Below are 20,573 nucleotides of genomic sequence, written 5' to 3' on the forward strand. Positions count from 1 at the left end.
AAATTGAATATCAAAACTATTTAATGAAGGTGATAAAATATAATCCAACAATGAGCCATAGAGTGAATATTAACGCCTGTAACTTATAACGGCGATGTAATTTTAGCATCCAACCAATTCTTTCTTCAGGTAACGACTGTACATATTTATAAGCATCTTCCTGAACAAGCCTTTCACGCGTGAATTTCATTTCAACGCCTTTATAAAGGCGAACAAACCAGATTATTTTTTGATAATTGGCCAGCGAACCAAAAAAAGAAGCATAGTTGGTTACAAGATCCAGATCATATCCCTTGCGCCGATAGTCTGAAAGCAACCGATTATAATCAGCCTCGTGTTTTTTGAAATAACGAGAACTGAACAAATCCATAATTACAACAACCAGCAATAAAACCACGATAAGAAATAATGATAAATTCTCTATATTCACCATATTTTATCCATCATATACTCAGTCGCTCCGCCCGCTATCTCGCCACCAACGTATCCACCTGCAGCAGCCCCAACAATAGAGCAGGCGAGCAGTCCTACGCCCCCCGTCGCAACACCAAGCGCAACGCATACACCAGCACCTGCCATTGCTCCGTATTTACCACCGTAAATACCCCCTGCCAGGCTTGCACCAAAGCTGCTGTATTTTTTCACAGCGACTTTAGAACAACTCTGCTCTCGTCCTACGGTGCAGGCATTGTAAACTTCATTAGTGGTATTTGCACCTGCAAAACCTATTGCAAGCCACCCTCCCGCTTTAAGAAAACGAGCGGCCTTAGAGGCATTATCGATATAAGTTGAATAACCACGAATAGAGGCGACCCCGGCTGTACTCCATTCATGTACAATGGATCTGCTTGACAAGCCTAATGCATGCTTCAATTCGTTATAGGGCTTCATCTTTAAGGTCAGTCGGGACAATTTGTTTAATAAACTATCCAACTCAGAAAAGAGGCGCTGACGTTCAACAAAAAACTGTTGGCTTATCAATGTCCCTTGTGCTCTGTACTGATTCTGGTAAGCCAATTCAATGGATTTAAGTTTTTTTTCTATTTCACTAAAATATTTTTCACCTGCATCAGCAACGACACCAAGGGACTTATCCATAAAATTAGTGACTGCAGCTATGGTACTAAAATGTTGATTAAAGAAATTCGCTTCACCAGAATTAAGATCGGCCAGAGCACCGTTGACTTTCTTTTTAGCGAGCTGTAATTGCTTAAGCTGCACAGAATTATTACTTCCCGGTGCACCAAGAATCAACATCTGCCCAGGTTTTGACCACTGCACATCACTATTAACCTGCATGAAATAACGTGCAGCATCACTATTTGGATCGTTGAATAAAAGCCTTGTCTGGAAATCCAGGGTTCCGGGTTGCTGAACAATACAATATCCCGGATTAACTAATGATTGGCTAGCCATATTCATTCCCTTTGATTTTTACAAAAACGCTCACAAATAAGCATACCCATTTAAATAAAAACGGAGTTGAATTAATATCCAAAGGTTGACACTTTCTTAAAAACATCAACATTTGAAAACGCTCCTATTCTATTCTAACCAGCGATAATTCGCCTCTGGAATTTATACTGAGAATAAAGCGAGTAGCATATCGAACAATAGTATTATGATTTCTCGATTGTAATACCACATCATACTCCCCTGACTGCCAGTCTACTTTATCCCAGCGTAGGCACTCTTCAGATTTCAAAAAGCGGCTGGAAGGAAATGCTCCTGGAGAGAAGATGCTTTCCCATTCGTTACCTGCACGTCGAGATATAGAGGGTTCATAAACTAGCACAACCTCACCTGGTTCAGTGTCATTCGAAACGCCAAAACAGGGTGCATTTTTTTCCACCTTAACAGTTAAACTCTGAAACTGAGCAGGGTGGGATATGCAGGCGCTACATGATAATACAATGGGTATAACCGTTAACGCTCTTTCCATCGCAAATACGCCCCGAATAGTGAAGCAATCATAATGACCGGGGAAAACTCCCCGGCCACATACGCAATTACGCTTCTTTGTTTTCTTTGATGTTCCAGCCAGCGCTGCTTTCAGCACCTTTACCACCAGACGTGGTCTGCTCCCAGTACTGCTGTTTCACTTTCGCAGCCTGGAATGCATAGGTCACACCAACGGTATCGCCGTTGTCAGCACCGGTGTACTGAACAGAGGTGACCAGCACATCTTCCAGCGTGATGCGGGAGTATTCCACCTGCTGGCCGCCGGCTTTACAGACGGACAGCTCAACTTTGGTCAGGTGTTTGCCGCTGGCGCAGTGTTTCAGGATAGCGGTGGTGGATTTGTCGATCAGCGCGTTAACGTGCAGGTCGTTGAAGTTAACTTTACCGGCACCGCCGCCACCGCCAACGCTCATATTACCTGGCTGGGAAGCGCCCCAGGAGAAGGAGGTAATATCAGTCCAGCCGGTGTGGTTAGAATCTTTAGATTCGCCCGTAACACCCTCGACCTTCAGAAACATATCAATAGCCATAATATCTACTCTTCGTGGATGAACAATATTGCTTTCGAAAAAGCACTTATATGGCAAACAGGAAAGCATGGGGCTGAATAAAACCGTCCATATTTTACCTCTGCCTCATATCAAATGACCCGTGTCATTTGACAGTCTTACATTCCCCCTGAATGAACGGAAAGAATGTGAAGTCTTTACTACTGCGGATTATCCTGAATCCAGGTGCGATCAGGATTTCCGATAATTAATTGAGGTACCAGCTTGTTAAGTTCGTCACTATGATAAAGACGCAGGCAATTTAACGTAACGCCTTTTACATCGGGCTTTCGTTCGGCATGAAAGCCGTTAATGTGATCTTTGTATTTTCCAATGAGCGCATCCATTTTCTCAGTGCCATTTTCAGCATCAAAAGGAATCCACTCAATGAATGCACTCGCACTGCGGGCAGCATCAGCAGAAAACTGGCTGCCTTTATCTGCTACCTGCGCCAGGCAGCGCGCCAGAACAAAATCTTTTAAAACCTGCCGGTATGTTTGCTGCTGATAAAAATCAGGATAGTTATTTCCGGAATACACATAAAAAGTCATAAATACGAGGAAAAAACATAAACGTTTCACCTTATATCCTTTGCCATAAGACCCACAGCGCATCAGTCCGCGTAAAATACTAACTTTCCTCTTTCCATTTTTCTGCGACAACGTATATCCCTATCGCTAATGCATTAAGTCCAGTGCATAAAAATCCATGCATTGCGATTCGCGGGACTTCTGCCGGCCAGTCAAAGATAAACAGATAGTAGCCGGATACCGTCACAAACAACATGAATGAAATTATTAGCAACGTATAAATGGCTAAATAGCTGATGAATTTTCGTATCAACGCTTTCACTGTCAAATTCATTAGCTATCTCGTATTGACCGAAAAGTAGCCGGCCCAATGGGCCGGCTACACTCATCACGCATCTTTCGTCTTCAGCGACGGCAGTTTAGAAACCAGACGCAGGGAAACGGTCAGACCTTCCAGCTGGTAGTGTGGACGCAGGAAGAACTTCGCGGCGTAGTAGCCCGGGTTGTCTTCAATCTCCTGCACCTGCACTTCCGCAGCCGCCAGCGGTTTACGGGACTTGGTCTCCTGAGAGGAGTTCGCCGGGTCACCGTCGACGTAGTTCATGACCCAGTCGTTCAGCCAGCGCTCCATCTCTTCGCGCTCGCGGAAGGAGCCGATTTTGTCGCGCACGATGCACTTCAGGTAGTGCGCAAAGCGGCAGCAGGCGAACAGGTAAGGCAGACGAGAGGCCAGACGCGCGTTGGCGGTGGCATCCGGGTCGTGGTACTCGGCCGGTTTCTGCAGCGACTGCGCGCCGATGAAGGCGGCAAAGTCGGAGTTTTTGCGGTGAACCAGCGGCATAAAGCCGTTTTTCGCCAGCTCAGCTTCACGACGATCGCTGATGGCGATCTCGGTCGGGCACTTCATGTCCACGCCGCCGTCATCGCTCGGGAAGGTGTGGCACGGCAGGTTTTCCACCGCCCCGCCGGACTCCACGCCGCGAATCGAGGTGCACCAGCCGTACTCTTTGAAGGAGCGGTTGATGTTGGCGGCCATCGCATACGCGGCGTTCGCCCAGGAGTAGCTGTTGTGGTTCGCGCCGTCGGTCTGCTCTTCAAAGTCAAAGCTGTCGACCGGGTTGGTGCGAATGCCGTACGGCAGGCGCGACAGGAAGCGCGGCATCACCAGGCCCAGATAGCGGGCATCTTCGGATTCACGCAGTGAACGCCAGGCCGCGTATTCGGTGTTCTGGAAGATCTTGGTCAGGTCGCGCGGGTTAGCCAGCTCCTGCCAGGACTCCATCTGCATCACGCCCGGCGCGGTACCGGTGATAAACGGACAGTGCGCCGCAGAGCCGATGCGCGCCATTTCGCCCAGCAGCTCAACGTCCTGCGGGCTATGGTCGAAGTAGTAGTCGCCCACGATGCAGCCAAACGGCTCGCCGCCGAACTGACCGTACTCCTGCTCGTAGATTTTCTTGAAGATCGGGCTCTGGTCCCAGCCCACGCCCTTGAAGCGCTTCAGGGTGCGGCCCAGCTCCTGCTTGGAGATGCTCATAAAGCGGATCTTCAGCATCTCGTCAGTTTCAGTGTTGTTCACAAGATAGCTCAGACCGCGCCAGGCGCTCTCCAGCTTCTGAAACTCTTCGTGGTGAATGATCTGGTTTACCTGCTGCGACAGCTGCTCGTCGATACCGGCGATCAGGTTCTGAATGGTGCGGTAGGTGTCGTTGGAGAAAGTGACGGTATTTTCCAGCGCCTGCTGCGCCAGCGTTTTGACCGCGCTTTCGACGGCTGAACGGGCCTGATCGGTTTTCGGGCGGAACTCTTTGTTCAGCAGCGCGCTGAATTCATCCTGGCTGAACGCCTGACCCGCCTGCTGCTCGTGTTGTTGAGTCTGGTTGCTCATCGATTATTCCTCGCTACCTTTCGCGCTTTCGTCATTTTTCGGCAACTGGCTCAGGGATTTGAGCAGCGTCGGATCCTGCAGAATTTTAGCGATCAGTTCTTCCGCACCGTTTTTGCCGTCCATATAGGTCAGCAGGTTGGAGAGCTGGGTACGCGCTTCCAGCAGCTTGTTCAGCGGCTCGACCTTGCGGGCCACCGCATCCGGCAGGAAGTCGTCCATGCTGTCGAAGGTCAGATCCACGTTGAGCTTGCCTTCGCCGGTCAGGGTGTTATCCACCTGGAACGCCACGCGCGGCTTCAGCGCCTTCATGCGTTCGTCAAAGTTGTCGATGTCGATTTCGAGGAATTTACGCTCGTCGACGGCCGGCAGATTTTCTACCGGTTTGCCGACCAGATCGGCCATGACGCCCATCACAAACGGCAGCTGAATTTTACGTTCTGCACCGTAGATCTCTACGTCGTACTCGATCTGCACGCGGGGGGCACGGTTACGTGCGATGAATTTCTGCCCACTGTTACTCATTGCCATGATGTTCTCCATCAAAGATGCGCGGTGAAGGTGAAACGGCAGGCTCCATGCCTGTCGTCATAATGCCTGGACGCGTTATTCGCGGCGCCCAAAGATGTTTTCAAGTTGGTTAACGCCGTCTGGCGCCAGGTCGCGAATAATGTCCATAAAGTTAAGTTCTGACAGCCGCTGCACCCGTTCAATCATCAGCGGTGCGGGGTGGCTCGGTTCGTACTGCGCAAAATACTGCTTCGCTTTTTCCAGCATCAGCTGCGCGTCGGCGCGGCTGGTGATCTGCACGCTTCGCCAGTCGGCGACCGGCTGAACGGGCTGCGCTGCCGTCGACTGCTGCTCGGCCTGGGGTTCTGCCTGCGCCTCACGGTTCGGCAGCAGCTTGCTGATGTCGGTTACCTGACACGCGCTGGCGACCAGCCCGACGGTTTTCAGCAGCTGTTCCATCTCGGGCACGCCGCTTTCACCGAGATGCCCGGAGAGCAGCTCGCGAATCGCCAGCAAACGTTCGTTAATGACGATAACCGCGGCGGTGCCGGGCTGGTCGCCGCGGGCCAGCTCGTCAATCAGCCGTGGACGACCGCCGGGATAGTCCGGGCATTCCGTCTTGCTGCCGTCCAGCAGGGCCTGGGCATCCCGGAGCGAAATTTCATCGCCGTTTGAACGCAGAAGCGAGGCGTTTCGCACGGCGACGGTGAGGTCGGATTTATCGCTCAGCCCTGCCAGGGCGTTAATGCGGTAGAACGGATCGGTTTCGCCATACTCTTCCAGCAGCGGATAGAGCGTCTCCCAGTAACGGGCGATCGCCTCCTGCACCAGCAACAATCCGTCCGCGTAGCCCGCAAGCCCGCGGCGGCGCGTCCAGGCATGGGTTAACGCCAGCAGCACGCGAAGATCTTTGGTGCGGGTCAGCAGGCTGGTGGCGTATTTTTCCACCGTGTTCCAGTCAGCGGGCTCTGCCGGGATAATGGTGTCGCCAAACTGCTGTTCCGCTTTGCCAAGACTTGCCTGATTCATGATCTGGAAGTCGGCGTCGTACTCCAGGTTTTCGCCGCAGGGTTTTTCGGGACTGATTGGCGCGAGAAATTCTTCGATATTCATAAGATCCCTGCTTATTCAAACATGGGCGGATAAAGACCGTGACGCCCCGGACGGGCGCCCCCTGCCGGGTCGAACAGCAGGGTGAAAAGCTGCCCGGTAAAGTTACCGCTGTGCACGTGGGTGTACAGCGGGTAGCCGTCGCAGCGGTTGGTCCACCAGTAGCTGGTCTGGCGCAGCGGATCAAAACACTCGGCCGCCTGAGGCCAGCCCAGCGTGCTCTGGCCATCCTCGTCATAGCCAATCACATCAAGGATGTCGGAACGCTTTTGCGGCTCGACGGGCTGCGGCGCCGGAATGGTCATCAGCATCTCATCCAGCTGTGAGGCGGAAAAACTGTTGCGCACCGCGTGCAGCCCCAGGCGCCCAATCTGCTGGTACCAGCTTTCGGCCTGGCTGAGCAGGCTGGTCGACCACTCTGACGGGGCGAAGCTCAGCTGCAGGCAAACCGGATACTGTCGGCCAACGCTGTCGCGGCCGGGCAGCAGACAGCCCATCTGGATCATCTGGCTGCCCAGCATGGGCGGTACCACAAAATTCCAGACTGGCGCTTTGTGAAACTGGCGCTCGCCGCTGCGCTGCTCTTCCTGCTGCCAGGCAAGCAGGCCGACCTGGAACCAGTGTGACCACTGGCGCTGTAAAGTGTCAGGAAAGCGACGCTGCAAAAAATCTCCGGCGCTGGGTAATTTGCCATACCAGCTGTAGCGGTTCATCGCAGGGGTATTCGTCATACGGCTGTCCTTGCGGTTATGGGCATGAGAAACGGGGAAGCTGGAACGGGTTACGAATGCTGTTTGGCGCAAACTCCAGCGTGACCTGATGTCCGTCGACGTTGAAGGTGGCCTGACGGCTCAGGCTACCCGCGCCCGGGCTGGTGCTCGCTTTATCGAAGAAGCGGTTGAGCGCCCAGGCACCGTTGGTGACCAGCGTCGCCGTGCTGCCGTTCGCCAGCCCCAGCTGCATGCGTACCTGGTTAGTGCCGCCCGGCCCCGGCCAGTTCATGATCTGTACGGCCTGCGGACCGTGGCTGTAGCGCAGCAGCTGGCCGTCGACGTCCAGCGTCAGGTTCAGAATGGTGTTATCCATTCGCACGGTGCGAACCGTCACCTTGAAGGAGGGCGTCGTGGCGCCATTAGCAAAGAAAGCGTCGCGAATCGACTGGGCCTGCTGGAACGGTCTCAGCAACCCTTCACTTCCCGGCAGCGTTTTACCGACGATGCCCGGCATAAAGCGCCAGTTTGCCTGCGTGGTATCCACTTTATTGGTCAGATTGTCGCGGAAGAAAGCGTCCATCAGCCCGGTTCCCGGCGCAAACATGCGCGCGAGATCGTCAGGAGTGACCTCGGTGCTGGCGCTGCGCACCAGCGGGTAACGGCCGGCGATTGCCTGACGGCAGAATCCGCCCACCTCAACGTTAATCCGCTTCCGCACGTTTTCGAGGTCGCGGCGCTGGGTATCGCTGCTGGCGCCCACCGCCATATTGCTGAACATGGTTTGCAGCCCGCCCGGCAGGCGACCGGCGCTGGCCTGCAGGCGGCTGATCGCCTCGCCGCCCGGTGCCGGCATGCCGCTGTTGGCCGCGTCCTGGACGGCGGTCAGGTAGCGGTAGAGCTCATCCACCTGCTTGAGAAAATCATCAAACACGATGGTCTTCCCGCCCTTCTCCAGCGGCTGCGCCAGCTCAATCATCGGCGCGAAGTGGTCGGTGACCAGCTGTTCCGGCGCCTGGGTGACCACGGCGGCCTGGGTCGGCGCAGCGTCATTGTTGCTGAACAGCGCTTCCAGCGTACGGGTGGCGCGGTTGCTCTGCGCCTGCGCTTTATCCGCATCTTCCGGCGCTGGCGCATTGCGTGACAGCGTCAGGACCTGACTCAGGTTCTGCACCAGACGGCGCAGAGGCGAGTTTGCGCCGGAGAGCAGGCGCGCGGTGTTGATGCGCTGGGAAAGATCGGCGCTGTTATTGAGCTGGATGTCGGCGAGGAAGCGATCCCAGTTCGCGATAAAATCGCGCATGTAGAGCTGGCGCACGGCGTTATCGATCTGCTGTTTATCTTCCTGCGCCGTCGCGGCCCCCAGCACCCAGGCATCGTCCTCGTGCAGGGCGGTGGTTACGCTGTCAATCTGGCCGTTAAAGCTTTTCCAGTAGCCGTCCGGCGTATACAGACCCGGCACGCCTTCGCTCACCGGCTTGCCGCTTTTGCGTGAAAACACCAGCTCGCTCTGCGGTCCGCCCAGGTCGGAAAGGGAGACCGGCTTGAGGTTATCATCATGTTCAAGAAGGCGTTTAAGACGACCGTATACGCGCGTGGAGAGCGGCTGCTGATTGATCATCGCTCTTTCGCGGGCCACCAGGGATTCATCCTGCGCGTACGGCGAGGCCTGGATTTTCGGTTCCAGCAGCTGCGTCAGGTGCCATTCAAGCTGCTGCAGCTGCGCCTTCGTGACGTTCTGCGGCAGATTTCGCTGCAGGTTGAGCATCACCCACGAATGCAGGAATTTGCCGTCGTAGTGCTTCGGCTGATACAGCATCTGATAGGCTTTCAGCGCTTCATAGCTGTATTCCACGTCGCTGCCGTTGTCGTTGCGCAGCCAGGTGGTGATGTGCATAGCGACGGCAGGCAACAGCATCTGATCCAGCGCTTTCTGGTACAGAGACTGCGAGGCATCGCTGACGTCATCTCCGCGGTAGAGCCCCATACGGCGTGATAGGGGCGGATCGTTTACATCAAACGCGTCGCTTTTCGGCAGGTCAACCAGACCGTTCAGCAGCGGCAGCAGATCGAACAGGTCACGCTGGGTCTGGTTCTGCAGCGCTTTGCTCTGCTGGTCCAGCAGCGGCACCTTCGCATCCACCTCTTCCAGATAGGCCTTGTTTTTGGCATAGCTGGTCAGCCACAGACCGCCGAGGATGACCAGCAGGGCCAGCAGCGCCGCGTAGCCGGACCAGATCACCGCCCGGTTGCGCAGCTCCCACCAGCGGTTTTCGCCCGCGATCCCGGCTTCCTGGAAGATGACGTTTTGCAGCAGGTTCTTAATGAAGAAACTCTGGCCTTTTGCCCCCGGGATAGGCGCTTCTTTGCTGACCGAATCCCAGTTATCCGCCTCTCCCCCTTCCGGCAGCGACAGCGCGCGGTTCAGTTCGCCCATCACGCGGTCGAACGGCATACCTTCCTGCGTCCCGCTGGCGAAGTAGATCCCGCGCGGAGAGAACTCGGTTTCGAAGTTGGAGCGGGCGAAGACCGTGCTCAGGTAATCCGCCAGCAGCGGACGCAGCGCGGCGAACTCCTGCGGGAAGAGATATGCTTCAGCGCGGGTTTTCGCGTCATGCTCTTTCAGCATGGTTTCCGGCAGCCCGGCATCAAGGCGCTGCTGGAGCAGAGAAAACTCCTGCTGGAAGTTGCCCATCAGGTCGTAATCGGCGTGTTTGGTTTGCTCCCACGGCAGCGTAAAGCCCCAGATCTGGTCGCGCTGCGCTTTGTCGTAGTCGGCAAACCAGGCGCGGAAACCTTTAAGCAGGTCGGCCTTGGTCACCATCACGTAGACCGGGAAGCGAATACCCAGCTGTTCATGCAGCTCGGACAGACGCTGGCGCAGGTTCACCGCCTGCTGACGGGACGCCTCGGCGGACTGGGTGAGCAGGTCAGAAATGCTGATGGTGATGATGACGCCGTTGATCGGCTGGCGGCGGCGATACTTGCGCAGTAACCCCATGAACTCCAGCCATTCGCCGGCGTCCTGCACCTGCTCGCTCTCCTGGGTGGTGTAGCGGCCCGCCGTGTCCAGCAGCACCGCTTCATTGGTAAACCACCAGTCGCAGTTACGCGTGCCGCCAATGCCACGCAGCGCGGTTTTACCGAAGCGATCGGCCAGCGGGAACTGCAGCCCGGAGTTAACCAGCGCCGTGGTTTTACCGGATCCCGGCGCGCCAATAATGACGTACCACGGCAGCTGATAGAGATATTGCGTGCTGAAGCGCTGCGTCCACTGGGCGCCCTGGCCCGCTTTGCTGAAGTGCGCTTTTTTAAGCATCTGCGCGGCTTCATCAAAGCGGCTGGCGAGGATCTGCTCCTCGCTGTTCAGCCGCTTCTGCGGATCCGCCGCTTCCGGGCTGGCGGTGTTCTCTTTGAGCTTGTCCATCAGCTTGCGGTTCAGCCAGGCATTGTACAGGCGCGGCAGAATGTGGCCCTGCGCCCAGAGCAGATAGACCACGGCAATGCTGATAATGCGGTTCTGCTCAGACTCAAGCGGTCGGGTGTCCACGATGGACAACAGGGGACCAATCATCCAGATCACCGCCGCAAGCGCCGTTACGCCGAGGAAGCTCCACAGAATGCGGTTGGTCAAGATGGAAAGAAGTGTAGTCAGCATCCTTAGTTTCCTTGCGGCAATCCGTTCAGCTCAGCCTGAGTGTTTTCAGGCGACACCAGCAGAGTAATTTCCACACGGCGGTTACGGGCGCGGTTTTCAGGCGTCGTGTTCGGCGCCACCGGGTTAATCTCGCCCCGCCCTTCCGCTTTCACGCGGCCAGGCTGAGAGAGGCTTCCCTGCAGCATTTTCTGTACCGAGCGGGCGCGTTCCAGAGAGAGTTCATAGTTCGAGGCAAAGCGCGCGCTGCGGATCGGCACGTTGTCGCTGTAGCCCACCACCAGAATTTTGCCGCTGACGTTATTCATCGCCTGCGCAATGCGGTTGATGACCGGTTCATAGCGGTCACGCACGACGGTAGAGGCAGAGGCAAACAGCCCGTCGCCCTTCAGGATCACGACGCTGCGATCCGCTTCGTCTTTCACCGCGACCAGGCCCGCCTCGATTTCAGGCTTCAGGAAGCCGCGCAGGTTCAGCACCGCCGGAAGCTGACGGGCCGGCTGCTGAATAGTGGTTTCCGGCAGCTGGGACTGATAAATCTTCGCCAGCACCGGGTTGGTGTTATCGCCAAGGCGCCAGTTAAGCACGATATAAAACAGGCAGGCGATAAACCCGGCCAGCGCCACGCAGGCCCACAGGGGAACCATCGGCCGCCAGAGCTTGCGCAGCACCGGACGATCTTCCGGATGGGGAGAAAGCGGCGGCGGATAGCTGCCGCGCACGCCGCGGATCATCTGCCACAGCCGCTGCTTGATGGTTTCAAGCTGCGTGCGGCCATTATCCAGCACCCGATAGCGTCCTTCGAAGCCCAGCAGCAGGCAGTAGTTGATCATCTCCAGCAGCAGGATATGCTCGCGCGGGTTCTGCGACAGGCGCGCCAGCAGCTGGAAGAACTTCTCGCCGCCCCAGGTTTCGTTGTGGAAGGTCACCAGCAGACCGTTGCTTGACCAGACGCCGCTGCTGCCCCAGGGGGTGAGCGCGGCGGCCTCATCGAGCGCCGTACACAGGCAGTAACGCGCCCCGACGATCACTTCGTAGGGCAGCCCCGCCTGCTGACAGCGGACTTCGAAACGGCGAATCTCATCGATCAGACGCTGGCGTAACGCCACCTGATCGTCATGGGAGACCGAATGACGGATCTGCGGAATCGCGTTGAGCAGCGGATTGGCGGCCGCCACCAGCTGGTTGTTGCTACTGGCTCCGGTAAACGCGGCATCACTGCCGGTGTCCTGTCGTTCCTGCATATTAAGCGCTCGCTTTATTATTCTGTCGGGCTACGGATGGCCCAAAACTCCATATCCAGCCCCGGGAACTCCCCTGCAAGATGCAGGGCGAATGCGCCGGACTTATCCATCTCGTGCCACAGCTCGCTGCCCTTCTCCAGTTCAAAGTAGCTGTAGCCGGCATGCCACGGGATCTGCGGCGGCGCGACCGGCATGGCGCGCAGCATAATGCCCGGCAGCTGAAGCTGAACCAGATCGCGGATTTTCGAGACCGGCGCGACCTTCATCTGCGCCGGGAAATGGGTTTGCAGGTGTTCGCCTGGCACATTGGCTTTAACCGCCAGCACGAAGCCGAACTCGCGCACCATGCTGGTTTCAGGCACCGTGGCGATGTTCAGGCCGTGGGAGCGTTCGTTTAGCGGCAGCTGAATTGCGTGGTCTTCCATCACCAGCGACAGTCCCTGACGCAGCATCAGCATCAGTTTGCTGAAGCAGTTAGCCAGATCGTCATGATCGTAAATCGGCAGCACGCTTTCGGCGGTACGCTGCGACGTCCAGGTGGCGAGCTCGGTCGCAAACGGCAGCCAGCTGCGCCAGAGCGTTTCCGGATGCAGCAGCGGGAGGGTTTTTAAATGAGAAACCTCGCCCAGATGACGGTTAACCAGCGACAGCAGCGTGAACTCAATCAGTTCGGAGGTGTTAAAGCGGCCAGGCTGGCGCAGACGACCGCCAATTTGCTGGCTGCGCTGGACCAGCAGACCGTGCAGATCGTTGATCATGCTGTAGATCTGCGGGCTGTTGTTGGCGTTGAGCATCGGCGGGATGTAGCTGTTATCGAGCCGCACGTGGTTGTCGTTACGTTTCTCCGTCACAAACGCCACGCCGATGGCGGTCCATTCTGCCGTGAGGTCTTTTTCCAGCATCAGGGTCAGACGCAGACGGCCAAACTGGACGGTGGCATCCCCCACCGACATGGCGTTGTCGTCTTCCACCTCTTGCTCGAAAGCGATGAAGCGCGCCAGCGAGGCCGGCTCTTCGCTAAAAATCACCTCTTCTCTCTCGCCACGACGAACCGGCAGCGCGAGCACCACCTTTTCGTTGGTGAGATTGTCAGGAATTTTCAGCGGCGCAGGACCGTTGCGCCCGTTACGCACCTGGAAAAAGGTGCCGTCCGGCAGCAAGCCGCTGCAGTAGCTCAGGGCAATGCATCCCTGACGAAGCATCGCTTCATCCAGTTCCACGTCAAGAAAGCCCCAGAGATACGATCGCTGTAGCGCACCCCATTCACGAACATGGTTGAGCAGATAGCTTTCAGTCCGCTGAAAATGGTGTGGACGCAGGAACATGCCTTCGCTCCAGACGACCTTTTCTGCTTTCGTCATGATGATGTGTTTCCTGTGTTGAAGCGCGTTACTGGCTGATGACCCGAATGCCGTTCACGTCGAGAAAAACGTTGGCCTGAAGTTCATCCGCGGACCATTTCCAGAACTGGTAGATATGATTTTCGCCAGGCACAGGCAGAGGGAGTGAAACGCGCCATTTTTTGCCATCCAGCACCTGATACTCCGCCATCACGCCGATGTAGCGGGCCTCCGGAGAGCTTTGCCCGCTGAGGGTTTTGGACAGCTGTCCCGGCATCAGGAAGAACACGTCGCTGTTCAGCAGATTCGCGCCAAGCGTGGCTGACGCGTTGTTCTGCAGGGAGTAGAAGTCGCTGGACATGAAATCCGCATCGGATTTCAGCAACAACACCCGGACCTTAAGCGGCGCAGATTCGTTGATTTGTGGATGAGCCTGAAACTGCAGATTGTAGCGGGAGGGGTCGCTGTGTGAAGACGACGTACAACCACTGACCAGGGCGAAAATCACCGCGTAAAAGAATAACCACAGCTTATGAAAATTTTTATTATTCATAAAAATGCGCTCATGCAAGCCGTTTAGTTCAGGATCCAGGTACCGTTAGCGCTGTCTTTGCAGGCTTTGCTGTTGCCATCGACGTCGACACAGGTCGCTTTTTTACGCGCCTTCGGACGAATGGCCTGTTTACGCACGGCGGCGTCGTACAGGTCGGCCTTGATCACCGCGCGCATCGGGACGTAACCAATCAGCTGATCGTTGCCTTCATCGGCAAGCGCCATCCAGTAATGTTCAACCTGACCCAGCACCACGTACGTTTTTCCGGTGTCGAGAGTGCGGATAACTTTGCCGCCGAAGTCAGGACGGCTCATCAGGGAGGCTGGATACATGGCGCGATACGGTTCGTTGACCGGGTTGAACTCCGCCGGCGGCGTCACAGCGTGACGGTGGGTTAAGGTCACGCCGTTGACCTGGCTGGTCTCGATCGTATCGTCGTTGATCACAGGTTTCTGCGGCGCTTTACAGCCCGCCACCGCCATTACAAACAGAAGTGAAAACAGTACGCGCATTTTCATATGCTTTTCCGTAGCGATATTTCGATGATGAAGATAAGGGAGTGAAGTTTGACTTAGGTGCTATTGTTAAAATAGCCAGGATATTTTCGGGGCGTTACTATTTTAAGGGCATAGCTACCGCACGAGCCCTTCAGAATAAGGCCCAGTGTCTTCCTGACATATTTTGACAAACGGTAAACAAGTTTACATGAGCTTCGTCTCAATTCAATATTTACCGGTACGTAACTGTTGGTAAATGAAGCAGTCGGAAAATTATAGGATTAATCCTATGAAAAAACCCGATATGACCTACGCCCTTTTATTTCTTAGCCACACAACATTGCAATCATTTGTTTTATATACAAAAAACACAAAAGAGAACCACTTTCATTAACGCAATACGGCTATTATCGCCACTACCATAATTAGTAGAATTCGCGTATTGGTGAGGTCTGCAGAATATATGAAAGATGAATTATTTGTTGCACTATCAGGGTAACTTTAATATTGAATGCACGCGTTAACGTGAATGTGACTATTTCACTTATGTTGCACGACGTTAATTTTACGCCTCAAAATAACTTTATATTTCGCGTTGCGACAATTACCTAACCAGGCCTGAATTTTATCCTTTAATCATTAAGCCTGAGTTAACCATCCTGACATTATCGCCGCCAAAAAATGCTCGCAATGGCCCGCCAGCTGCGACGCGTGTTTATTGCTGCCGCCCGCAGCATTCATTCGAAATTTTATTGTTGCTACATCCTCTCCTGCTCGCCCCATCTATCTTGCCTACCGTGTGATAGATAATATTTATTATTAAAATGATAAAATTTCGTTATAATTTCTTTAAATATTTAAACATCAGATCTGATAAATCGCTGTAATAAAACGAATTTAAGATAAAGCATTTTTCTACACCGCATGCGCATAGTCATCCGGTCGTCATCGCTTTCACTTATTGTCCTTTGCAGCGTTTTTATGGGTTCAGACGTTGTGTGACCGAAGAAATCAGGAGTGGGTATGAATAAGAAAAGACGCTCGGTGCCGGGTATCAGACACTATGACGGTCCTGCCGGAGGCTGGGGCGCGTTAAAAGCGACGGCCATCGCGGTACGTACCCAAATGGATACCCTCGACGCACCCACCACGCTGCTGCGCACCAACCAGCCTGACGGTTTTGACTGCCCGGGCTGCGCGTGGCCGGATAAAGAACACAAGTCGACGTTCCAGTTCTGCGAGAACGGCGCCAAAGCCGTGACCTGGGAAGCGACCAGCAAACGCGTTACCCCCGCGTTTCTGGCCGAAAACAGCGTCTCCTCGCTGCTGGCAAAATCGGACTTTGAACTGGAAGGCTACGGTCGACTGACGCATCCCCTGCGCTATGACCGGGCAAGCGATACCTTCCGGCCCGTCGACTGGGAAGAGGCGTTTCAACGCATCGGCGCAGTATTGCGCGGGTTCGAACCGGACCAGGTCGAGTTCTATACCTCCGGACGCGCCTCTAACGAAGCGGCGTATCTGTTCCAGCTGTTCGCTCGCGAATACGGCACCAATAACTTCCCCGACTGCTCGAATATGTGCCACGAGGCCACCAGCGTCGGTTTGCCGCGTTCGATTGGCATCGGGAAAGGCACCGTCTCGCTGGACGACTTCGATAAGACCGAGCTGGTGATCTCCATCGGCCACAACCCCGGCACCAACCATCCGCGAATGATGGGGACTCTCCATGAGCTGGCCCGTCGCAACGTGCCGATTATCGTCTTTAACCCGCTGCGCGAGCGCGCCCTCGAACGCTTCGCCGATCCGCAAAGCGTGATTGAAATGGCGACCTACGGCTCAACGGATATCGCCTCGACCTATTTCCAGGTGAAGGCCGGGGGCGATGCCGCCGCGCTGAAAGGCATTGCCAAACACCTGCTGGAAATGGAGGCCGAACGCGGTGACGTGCTGGATCATGCGTTTATTGCCGAACACACCCAGGGCATTGAGGACTTCGCCGCCGATATCGCGCAAACCCGCTGGGACGAGATCGAGCGCGAGTCGGGCCTGAGCCAGGCGGCGCTCAAAAAGGTGGCCGACGCCTATGCGAAATCAAATGCCACCATCATTACCTACGGGATGGGTATTACCCAGCACAATAAAGGTACGGCAAACGTCCGCCTGATTGCTGACCTGCTGCTGCTGCGCGGAAACATCGGCAAGCCCGGCGCGGGAATCTGCCCCCTGCGCGGCCACTCTAACGTTCAGGGTAACCGCACCGTCGGGATCAGCGAGAAGCCTACCCCGGCCTTCCTGAACCGTCTGAAGGACGTTTTCGGCTTTGAGCCGCCGTCTCACCACGGACACGATGCGGTGCAGGCCACGCAGGCGATGATCGACGGCCGCGCGAAGGCGTTCATCTGCCTCGGGGGTAATTTTGCCGTCGCGATGCCCGATCACGAGCGGGGTTTTCCGGCGATGGGTAACCTGGATTTGAGCGTGCACGTCGGGACCAAGCTCAACCGTACCCATCTGCTGGTGGGCAAAGAGACCTTTATCTTTCCGTGCCTCGGCCGCACCGAGCTGGATCTCCAGGCCACCGGCCGTCAGTCCATTACCGTCGAAGACTCCATGTCGATGGTGCATGCCTCATCCGGCAAGCTGAAGCCCGCCTCGCCGTTGCTCCGTTCGGAACCCGCTATCGTCGCCGGCATGGCGAAAGCCACGCTGCCGGAAACCCGCGTTGACTGGCTGACGCTGGTAGAAGATTACGACCGGATCCGCGATCTGATCGAGCAGACCATTCCGGGCTTTGAGAACTACAACGCGCGGATCCGCGTTCCCGGCGGCTTCCGCATGCCGCTGCCGCCGACGCAACGCATCTGGCCAACGGCGACGGGAAAAGCGATGTTCTCGGTGTTCGACGGCGTTCACGAGAACGCCAGCGGCGAAGGTGAGCACGTTCTGCGGTTAATCACGCTGCGCAGCCACGACCAGTACAACACCACCATTTACGCGCTGGACGACCGCTACCGCGGCGTGTTTGGCCGCCGCGACGTGTTGTTTATGAACGAAGACGATATGGCGCAGTCAGGCCTGGAACACGGCGACCGCGTGGATATCGAAACCGCCCTCCCCGGCAGCGTCCAGCGTTTGAAGGACATTACCGTGGTGGCGTACAGCATCGCGCCGGGCACCGTCGGCGCCTATTACCCGGAGGCCAACGTGCTGGTACCGCTTGATTATCTGGATAAGGACAGCGGTACGCCGTCGTATAAATCCGTTCCGGTTCGCATCACCCTGCGCTCGAAAGAGATCCGCATGCTGTAAGGCTGCTCGCGCAGAGATAATGATGGATATTAAACAGTTAAAATATTTAATCGCACTCGATGAGACCCGCCACTTTGGTAAAGCGGCCTCGCAGTGCAACGTCACCCAGCCGACCCTCTCCATGCGCATCCGCAGCCTGGAAGAGGAGCTGGGGCTGGTGCTGATCGTGCGCGGGCAGCGCTTTGAAGGGTTTACGCCGGAGGGGGAACGCATCCTCGCGTGGGCCCGCGCCCTGCTTGCCGCACACGACGGGTTACAGGCGGAAGCGGCGCTGTGCAAAGGCCAGGTGGTGGGCGAATTACGTCTGGGGATGGTGCCGCTGGCGAGCGTGGATCCGATGATCTTTATTCGCCAGCTAACGCAAAAATACCCGGAGCTGACCTACAGCCTCTATTCCATGTCCTCAGCGCAGATCGCCGACGGCGTCAGCCGCAATCAGCTTGAGCTGGGAATTTGCTACCTCAACAGCATCGACACCAGCCTGTTTGACATTATCCAGCTGCCAAAAACAAAGATGGGCCTGCTGCACGACGTCCGCCATTTCCAGCTCGGCCAGGCAGCGCTGACGTGGCACGACCTGACGGATTTTCCGCTGGGGTTTCTGACCAAAGGGATGCACTACCGGGCGCATATGGAGGCCAGCTTTAAATCTGCCGGCATCGAACCCACGTCCGTTTTCGAAAGCGACTCGACGTTCCAGATCATTCAGGCGGTTCAGAGCGGCGTGTGCTGCGCCGTGATGCCGCTGAACAACGGGCTGGAGGCACTGAACGGCAACTTCAGGATTGTCCCCATCGCCGACGCGAACATTGAGGCTCCCGTCGGCCTGATTATGCGCAGGCAGAAGCCCGTCTCCTCGCTGGCGCTGCGCTGTTTTACCGACGCGCAGGAGATTTATCACGCGGACAATGAGGCGTAGGCCTCGCGCGTCACCACGCTAAAACCGCCGATCAGCACCGCGTCGCGCACCTCCCGGAATTCCGGCGCATCCACCAGCTCGTGAAGCGCATCGCGAATGGCGTTAAGCGTTTCAGGCGAGGTGTTAGGCGAGGTGATCAGCGGCAGTCCCGGCGTCAGCGGGGTGCGGCCAATGACCGCCAGTCCCGCAAGGCGTTCCGGCTCATGGCGCTGCAGCAGTGCCCAGGTCACGCAGTCGATGGCCGCAATATCCCCCGCCCCGCGTTTCACATCAATCAGCGACTGGCGATGGCTGCCGCTGAAGGACGTTTGCGCGAAAAAGGGACCGCCGCTCGCCAGGGGAACCACTATTTTCCGCAGCGCATTGTAGCCGGACTGGGAATCCGGGGAATTACAGACCGCCCGACGTCCGCGAAAACCCGCCAGCGTCAGGTGCCGATCCTCCTCGCGCACCGCCAGAAAGCTGCGGTACTGGATCCCTTCGCAGCCCGGCGCCGCGTAGTGAAAACAGCCGACCACCTGCACGTCCGGGAGCTGCGTGACCAGCGGATAACCGCAGGTCTGGCTGAGGATAAGCGCTGGCTGTTGCCAGTGGGTCAGCAGGTCAGACTCCGGCCAGCCGGGGTCACGATCGACGGACACACCGCGCGCGGCCAGCAGCCCCTTTACTGCCAGCCAGAGCGCGCGGGTGTCGGCGCGATCCACGGCATACATGGGAAACGCCAGCAGGTTACTCATACCCTTCCCCCTGTTGTTTTGCGGGATGAACGGTGACGTCGACGGGTCTCACCCAGAACTGACGCAGCCATTCACCATAGCCCCTGACGAGAAAACCGTGGTTTCGCTGCTGGTACGCCTCCCGGTTTTGCTGGTAGATGGCCTTCAGCCCGTACCAGGGAACGCCCGGCAGATCGTGATGCACTGAATGGTAGTTGAGATTCAAAAACAGTACCCGCCAGAATAACCCGGCCTCGTTAATCACGGAGCGCGCCAGCGGGTCGTCCGCCGCGCGATGTTCGAAAAACGATCGGATCTTGGTCAGCGCCAGCGCCGGATAGCTGACGGCCAGCACGAACCAGACGGGTGAAAAACCGGTACGCGTCATCCAGGCGAAGAGCGCCACCAGCAGCAAAACGTGAATCAGCCACATCGCCATCGCCCGCAGCTGAAGGTGACGAAACGCCGCCGCGGCGCTGCCCAGCGTCTGAAGGATATCCAGCAGCGGGGCCAGCACCAGCCGCCCGGCGAAGGTATTCCGCGCCCGAATCATACGTTTCTGCCAGGGGGAAAAGCGCGCCCAGCTCTCGTCGGTAAAATAGTATGACTCCGGGTCATCCACCGGATGGGTCAGGCTATGGTGCCGATGATGGGCGAGATGGGAGTCCCGGTACAGGCCATACGGATACCAGACCGCCAGCGGGAGCGTGCCGAACAGCTGGTTGAGCCAGGCAAAACGCGTGGGGTGCCCGTGGATCAGCTCATGCTGCAGGGACATGTACCAGGCGGTAAACCCGATGAGCAGCAGCGTGGCGGGCAGCAGGCCGAGCGTTTGCCAGAACGCCAGCGTGGCAAACCAGCCTGCATAAATCGTGATAATCAACAGCCACGTGGGCAGTTCGCTGCGCCATAAAAAACCCGATGCAAGGTGGCGGATTTGTTCGCGTTGTTGCGGATGTAAATAGAGGGAGCTTCGTTGACTCATTCCTTCAGACGCCGTTTCGCCAGAGATAATTCTTTGACGATCGGGGATAACGACTGAAATAACAAAGAACTTAAATCGCTTTGCTTTGCCAGAAACG

17 protein-coding genes are annotated in these 20,573 nt (G+C 56.3%); 2 read left to right on the forward strand and 15 right to left on the reverse strand.

Features of this window, described 5'->3' with window-relative positions:
* Positions 1-16: 16 nt before the first annotated feature.
* The 13 genes from UR289_RS06550 to UR289_RS06610 all read right to left on the reverse strand — a co-directional run bounded on the left by UR289_RS06550 (position 17) and on the right by UR289_RS06610 (position 14,565).
* Positions 17-433, reverse strand: coding sequence for a hypothetical protein (locus UR289_RS06550; RefSeq protein WP_033145793.1), 417 nt, complete (start codon positions 431-433; stop codon positions 17-19).
* On the reverse strand, positions 427-1,416 hold the full coding sequence (locus UR289_RS06555; protein WP_033145794.1) for a hypothetical protein: 990 nt from the start codon (positions 1,414-1,416) through the stop codon (positions 427-429). Before UR289_RS06555 ends, UR289_RS06550 begins: the two co-directional genes overlap by 7 nt.
* Before the next feature lie 593 nt (positions 1,417-2,009).
* The gene (locus tag UR289_RS06560) at positions 2,010-2,492 is read right to left on the reverse strand and encodes an Hcp family type VI secretion system effector (protein WP_008502640.1); all 483 of its coding nucleotides are present in this window, start codon (positions 2,490-2,492) and stop codon (positions 2,010-2,012) included.
* A gap of 179 nt (positions 2,493-2,671) precedes the next feature.
* Positions 2,672-3,061, reverse strand: coding sequence for a T6SS amidase immunity protein Tai4 family protein (locus UR289_RS06565; protein ID WP_048980953.1), 390 nt, complete (start codon positions 3,059-3,061; stop codon positions 2,672-2,674).
* Between the two features lie 367 nt (positions 3,062-3,428).
* A complete protein-coding gene (gene tssC / locus UR289_RS06570) occupies positions 3,429-4,928 on the reverse strand; it encodes a type VI secretion system contractile sheath large subunit (protein ID WP_014884232.1) in 1,500 nt (499 codons plus the stop codon).
* A gap of 3 nt (positions 4,929-4,931) precedes the next feature.
* Entirely contained in the window at positions 4,932-5,456 is a 525-nt protein-coding gene (gene tssB / locus UR289_RS06575; protein WP_008502644.1) for a type VI secretion system contractile sheath small subunit, read from the reverse strand.
* Positions 5,457-5,531: 75 nt separating this feature from the next.
* Positions 5,532-6,548 carry a type VI secretion system protein TssA gene (gene tssA, locus UR289_RS06580; RefSeq protein ID WP_320709500.1) on the reverse strand — a complete coding sequence of 339 codons (1,017 nt, stop codon included), beginning with the start codon at positions 6,546-6,548 and terminating at the stop codon, positions 5,532-5,534.
* An 11-nt stretch (positions 6,549-6,559) separates the two neighbouring features.
* The gene (gene tagF, locus UR289_RS06585; protein WP_023312158.1) at positions 6,560-7,276 is read right to left on the reverse strand and encodes a type VI secretion system-associated protein TagF; all 717 of its coding nucleotides are present in this window, start codon (positions 7,274-7,276) and stop codon (positions 6,560-6,562) included.
* Between the two features lie 16 nt (positions 7,277-7,292).
* Positions 7,293-10,913, reverse strand: coding sequence for a type VI secretion system membrane subunit TssM (tssM, locus tag UR289_RS06590; RefSeq protein ID WP_320709503.1), 3,621 nt, complete (start codon positions 10,911-10,913; stop codon positions 7,293-7,295).
* Positions 10,914-10,915: 2 nt separating this feature from the next.
* Complete coding sequence (locus UR289_RS06595; RefSeq protein WP_033145801.1) at positions 10,916-12,154, reverse strand: DotU family type VI secretion system protein; 1,239 nt, start codon at positions 12,152-12,154, stop codon at positions 10,916-10,918.
* Positions 12,155-12,171: 17 nt separating this feature from the next.
* A complete protein-coding gene (gene tssK / locus UR289_RS06600) occupies positions 12,172-13,515 on the reverse strand; it encodes a type VI secretion system baseplate subunit TssK (protein WP_320709505.1) in 1,344 nt (447 codons plus the stop codon).
* A 28-nt stretch (positions 13,516-13,543) separates the two neighbouring features.
* Positions 13,544-14,047, reverse strand: coding sequence for a type VI secretion system lipoprotein TssJ (tssJ, locus tag UR289_RS06605; protein ID WP_047652274.1), 504 nt, complete (start codon positions 14,045-14,047; stop codon positions 13,544-13,546).
* A gap of 23 nt (positions 14,048-14,070) precedes the next feature.
* Positions 14,071-14,565, reverse strand: coding sequence for a hypothetical protein (locus UR289_RS06610; protein WP_033145802.1), 495 nt, complete (start codon positions 14,563-14,565; stop codon positions 14,071-14,073).
* A gap of 1,002 nt (positions 14,566-15,567) precedes the next feature.
* Here UR289_RS06610 and UR289_RS06615 point away from each other — a divergent pair.
* Together UR289_RS06615 and UR289_RS06620 are read left to right on the forward strand one after the other, a co-directional pair.
* Complete coding sequence (locus UR289_RS06615) at positions 15,568-17,856, forward strand: FdhF/YdeP family oxidoreductase (RefSeq protein ID WP_320709507.1); 2,289 nt, start codon at positions 15,568-15,570, stop codon at positions 17,854-17,856.
* Positions 17,857-17,878: 22 nt separating this feature from the next.
* Entirely contained in the window at positions 17,879-18,775 is an 897-nt protein-coding gene (locus UR289_RS06620; protein WP_048980939.1) for a LysR family transcriptional regulator, read from the forward strand.
* On the opposite strand, the gene UR289_RS06625 is transcribed toward UR289_RS06620, so the two are convergent.
* A complete protein-coding gene (locus UR289_RS06625) occupies positions 18,754-19,512 on the reverse strand; it encodes a phosphate/phosphite/phosphonate ABC transporter substrate-binding protein (RefSeq protein WP_320709509.1) in 759 nt (252 codons plus the stop codon). The genes UR289_RS06620 and UR289_RS06625 overlap by 22 nt on opposite strands.
* Positions 19,505-20,476 (reverse strand): fatty acid desaturase, encoded by a 972-nt coding sequence (locus tag UR289_RS06630; RefSeq protein WP_320709511.1) that lies wholly within the window; start codon positions 20,474-20,476, stop codon positions 19,505-19,507. The genes UR289_RS06625 and UR289_RS06630 overlap by 8 nt, the downstream gene beginning before the upstream one ends.
* Between the last annotated feature and the right edge of the window lie 97 nt (positions 20,477-20,573).

Source organism: Enterobacter sp. 302C9 (assembly GCF_034106085.1).
GTDB classification, from domain to species: Bacteria; Pseudomonadota; Gammaproteobacteria; order Enterobacterales; family Enterobacteriaceae; genus Enterobacter; species Enterobacter asburiae_B.

Excerpts from the sequence above, each read along its gene's own strand:
- UR289_RS06550 (WP_033145793.1), bottom strand. The coding sequence starts at position 433 with ATGGTGAATATAGAGAATTTATCATTATTTCTTATCGTGGTTTTATTG.
- UR289_RS06555 (WP_033145794.1), bottom strand. The coding sequence starts at position 1,416 with ATGGCTAGCCAATCATTAGTTAATCCGGGATATTGTATTGTTCAGCAA.
- UR289_RS06560 (WP_008502640.1), bottom strand. The coding sequence starts at position 2,492 with ATGGCTATTGATATGTTTCTGAAGGTCGAGGGTGTTACGGGCGAATCT.
- UR289_RS06565 (WP_048980953.1), bottom strand. The coding sequence starts at position 3,061 with ATGACTTTTTATGTGTATTCCGGAAATAACTATCCTGATTTTTATCAG.
- tssC (WP_014884232.1), bottom strand. The coding sequence starts at position 4,928 with ATGAGCAACCAGACTCAACAACACGAGCAGCAGGCGGGTCAGGCGTTC.
- tssB (WP_008502644.1), bottom strand. The coding sequence starts at position 5,456 with ATGGCAATGAGTAACAGTGGGCAGAAATTCATCGCACGTAACCGTGCC.
- tssA (WP_320709500.1), bottom strand. The coding sequence starts at position 6,548 with ATGAATATCGAAGAATTTCTCGCGCCAATCAGTCCCGAAAAACCCTGC.
- tagF (WP_023312158.1), bottom strand. The coding sequence starts at position 7,276 with ATGACGAATACCCCTGCGATGAACCGCTACAGCTGGTATGGCAAATTA.
- tssM (WP_320709503.1), bottom strand. The coding sequence starts at position 10,913 with ATGCTGACTACACTTCTTTCCATCTTGACCAACCGCATTCTGTGGAGC.
- UR289_RS06595 (WP_033145801.1), bottom strand. The coding sequence starts at position 12,154 with ATGCAGGAACGACAGGACACCGGCAGTGATGCCGCGTTTACCGGAGCC.
- tssK (WP_320709505.1), bottom strand. The coding sequence starts at position 13,515 with ATGACGAAAGCAGAAAAGGTCGTCTGGAGCGAAGGCATGTTCCTGCGT.
- tssJ (WP_047652274.1), bottom strand. The coding sequence starts at position 14,047 with ATGAATAATAAAAATTTTCATAAGCTGTGGTTATTCTTTTACGCGGTG.
- UR289_RS06610 (WP_033145802.1), bottom strand. The coding sequence starts at position 14,565 with ATGAAAATGCGCGTACTGTTTTCACTTCTGTTTGTAATGGCGGTGGCG.
- UR289_RS06615 (WP_320709507.1), top strand. The coding sequence starts at position 15,568 with ATGAATAAGAAAAGACGCTCGGTGCCGGGTATCAGACACTATGACGGT.
- UR289_RS06620 (WP_048980939.1), top strand. The coding sequence starts at position 17,879 with ATGGATATTAAACAGTTAAAATATTTAATCGCACTCGATGAGACCCGC.
- UR289_RS06625 (WP_320709509.1), bottom strand. The coding sequence starts at position 19,512 with ATGAGTAACCTGCTGGCGTTTCCCATGTATGCCGTGGATCGCGCCGAC.
- UR289_RS06630 (WP_320709511.1), bottom strand. The coding sequence starts at position 20,476 with ATGAGTCAACGAAGCTCCCTCTATTTACATCCGCAACAACGCGAACAA.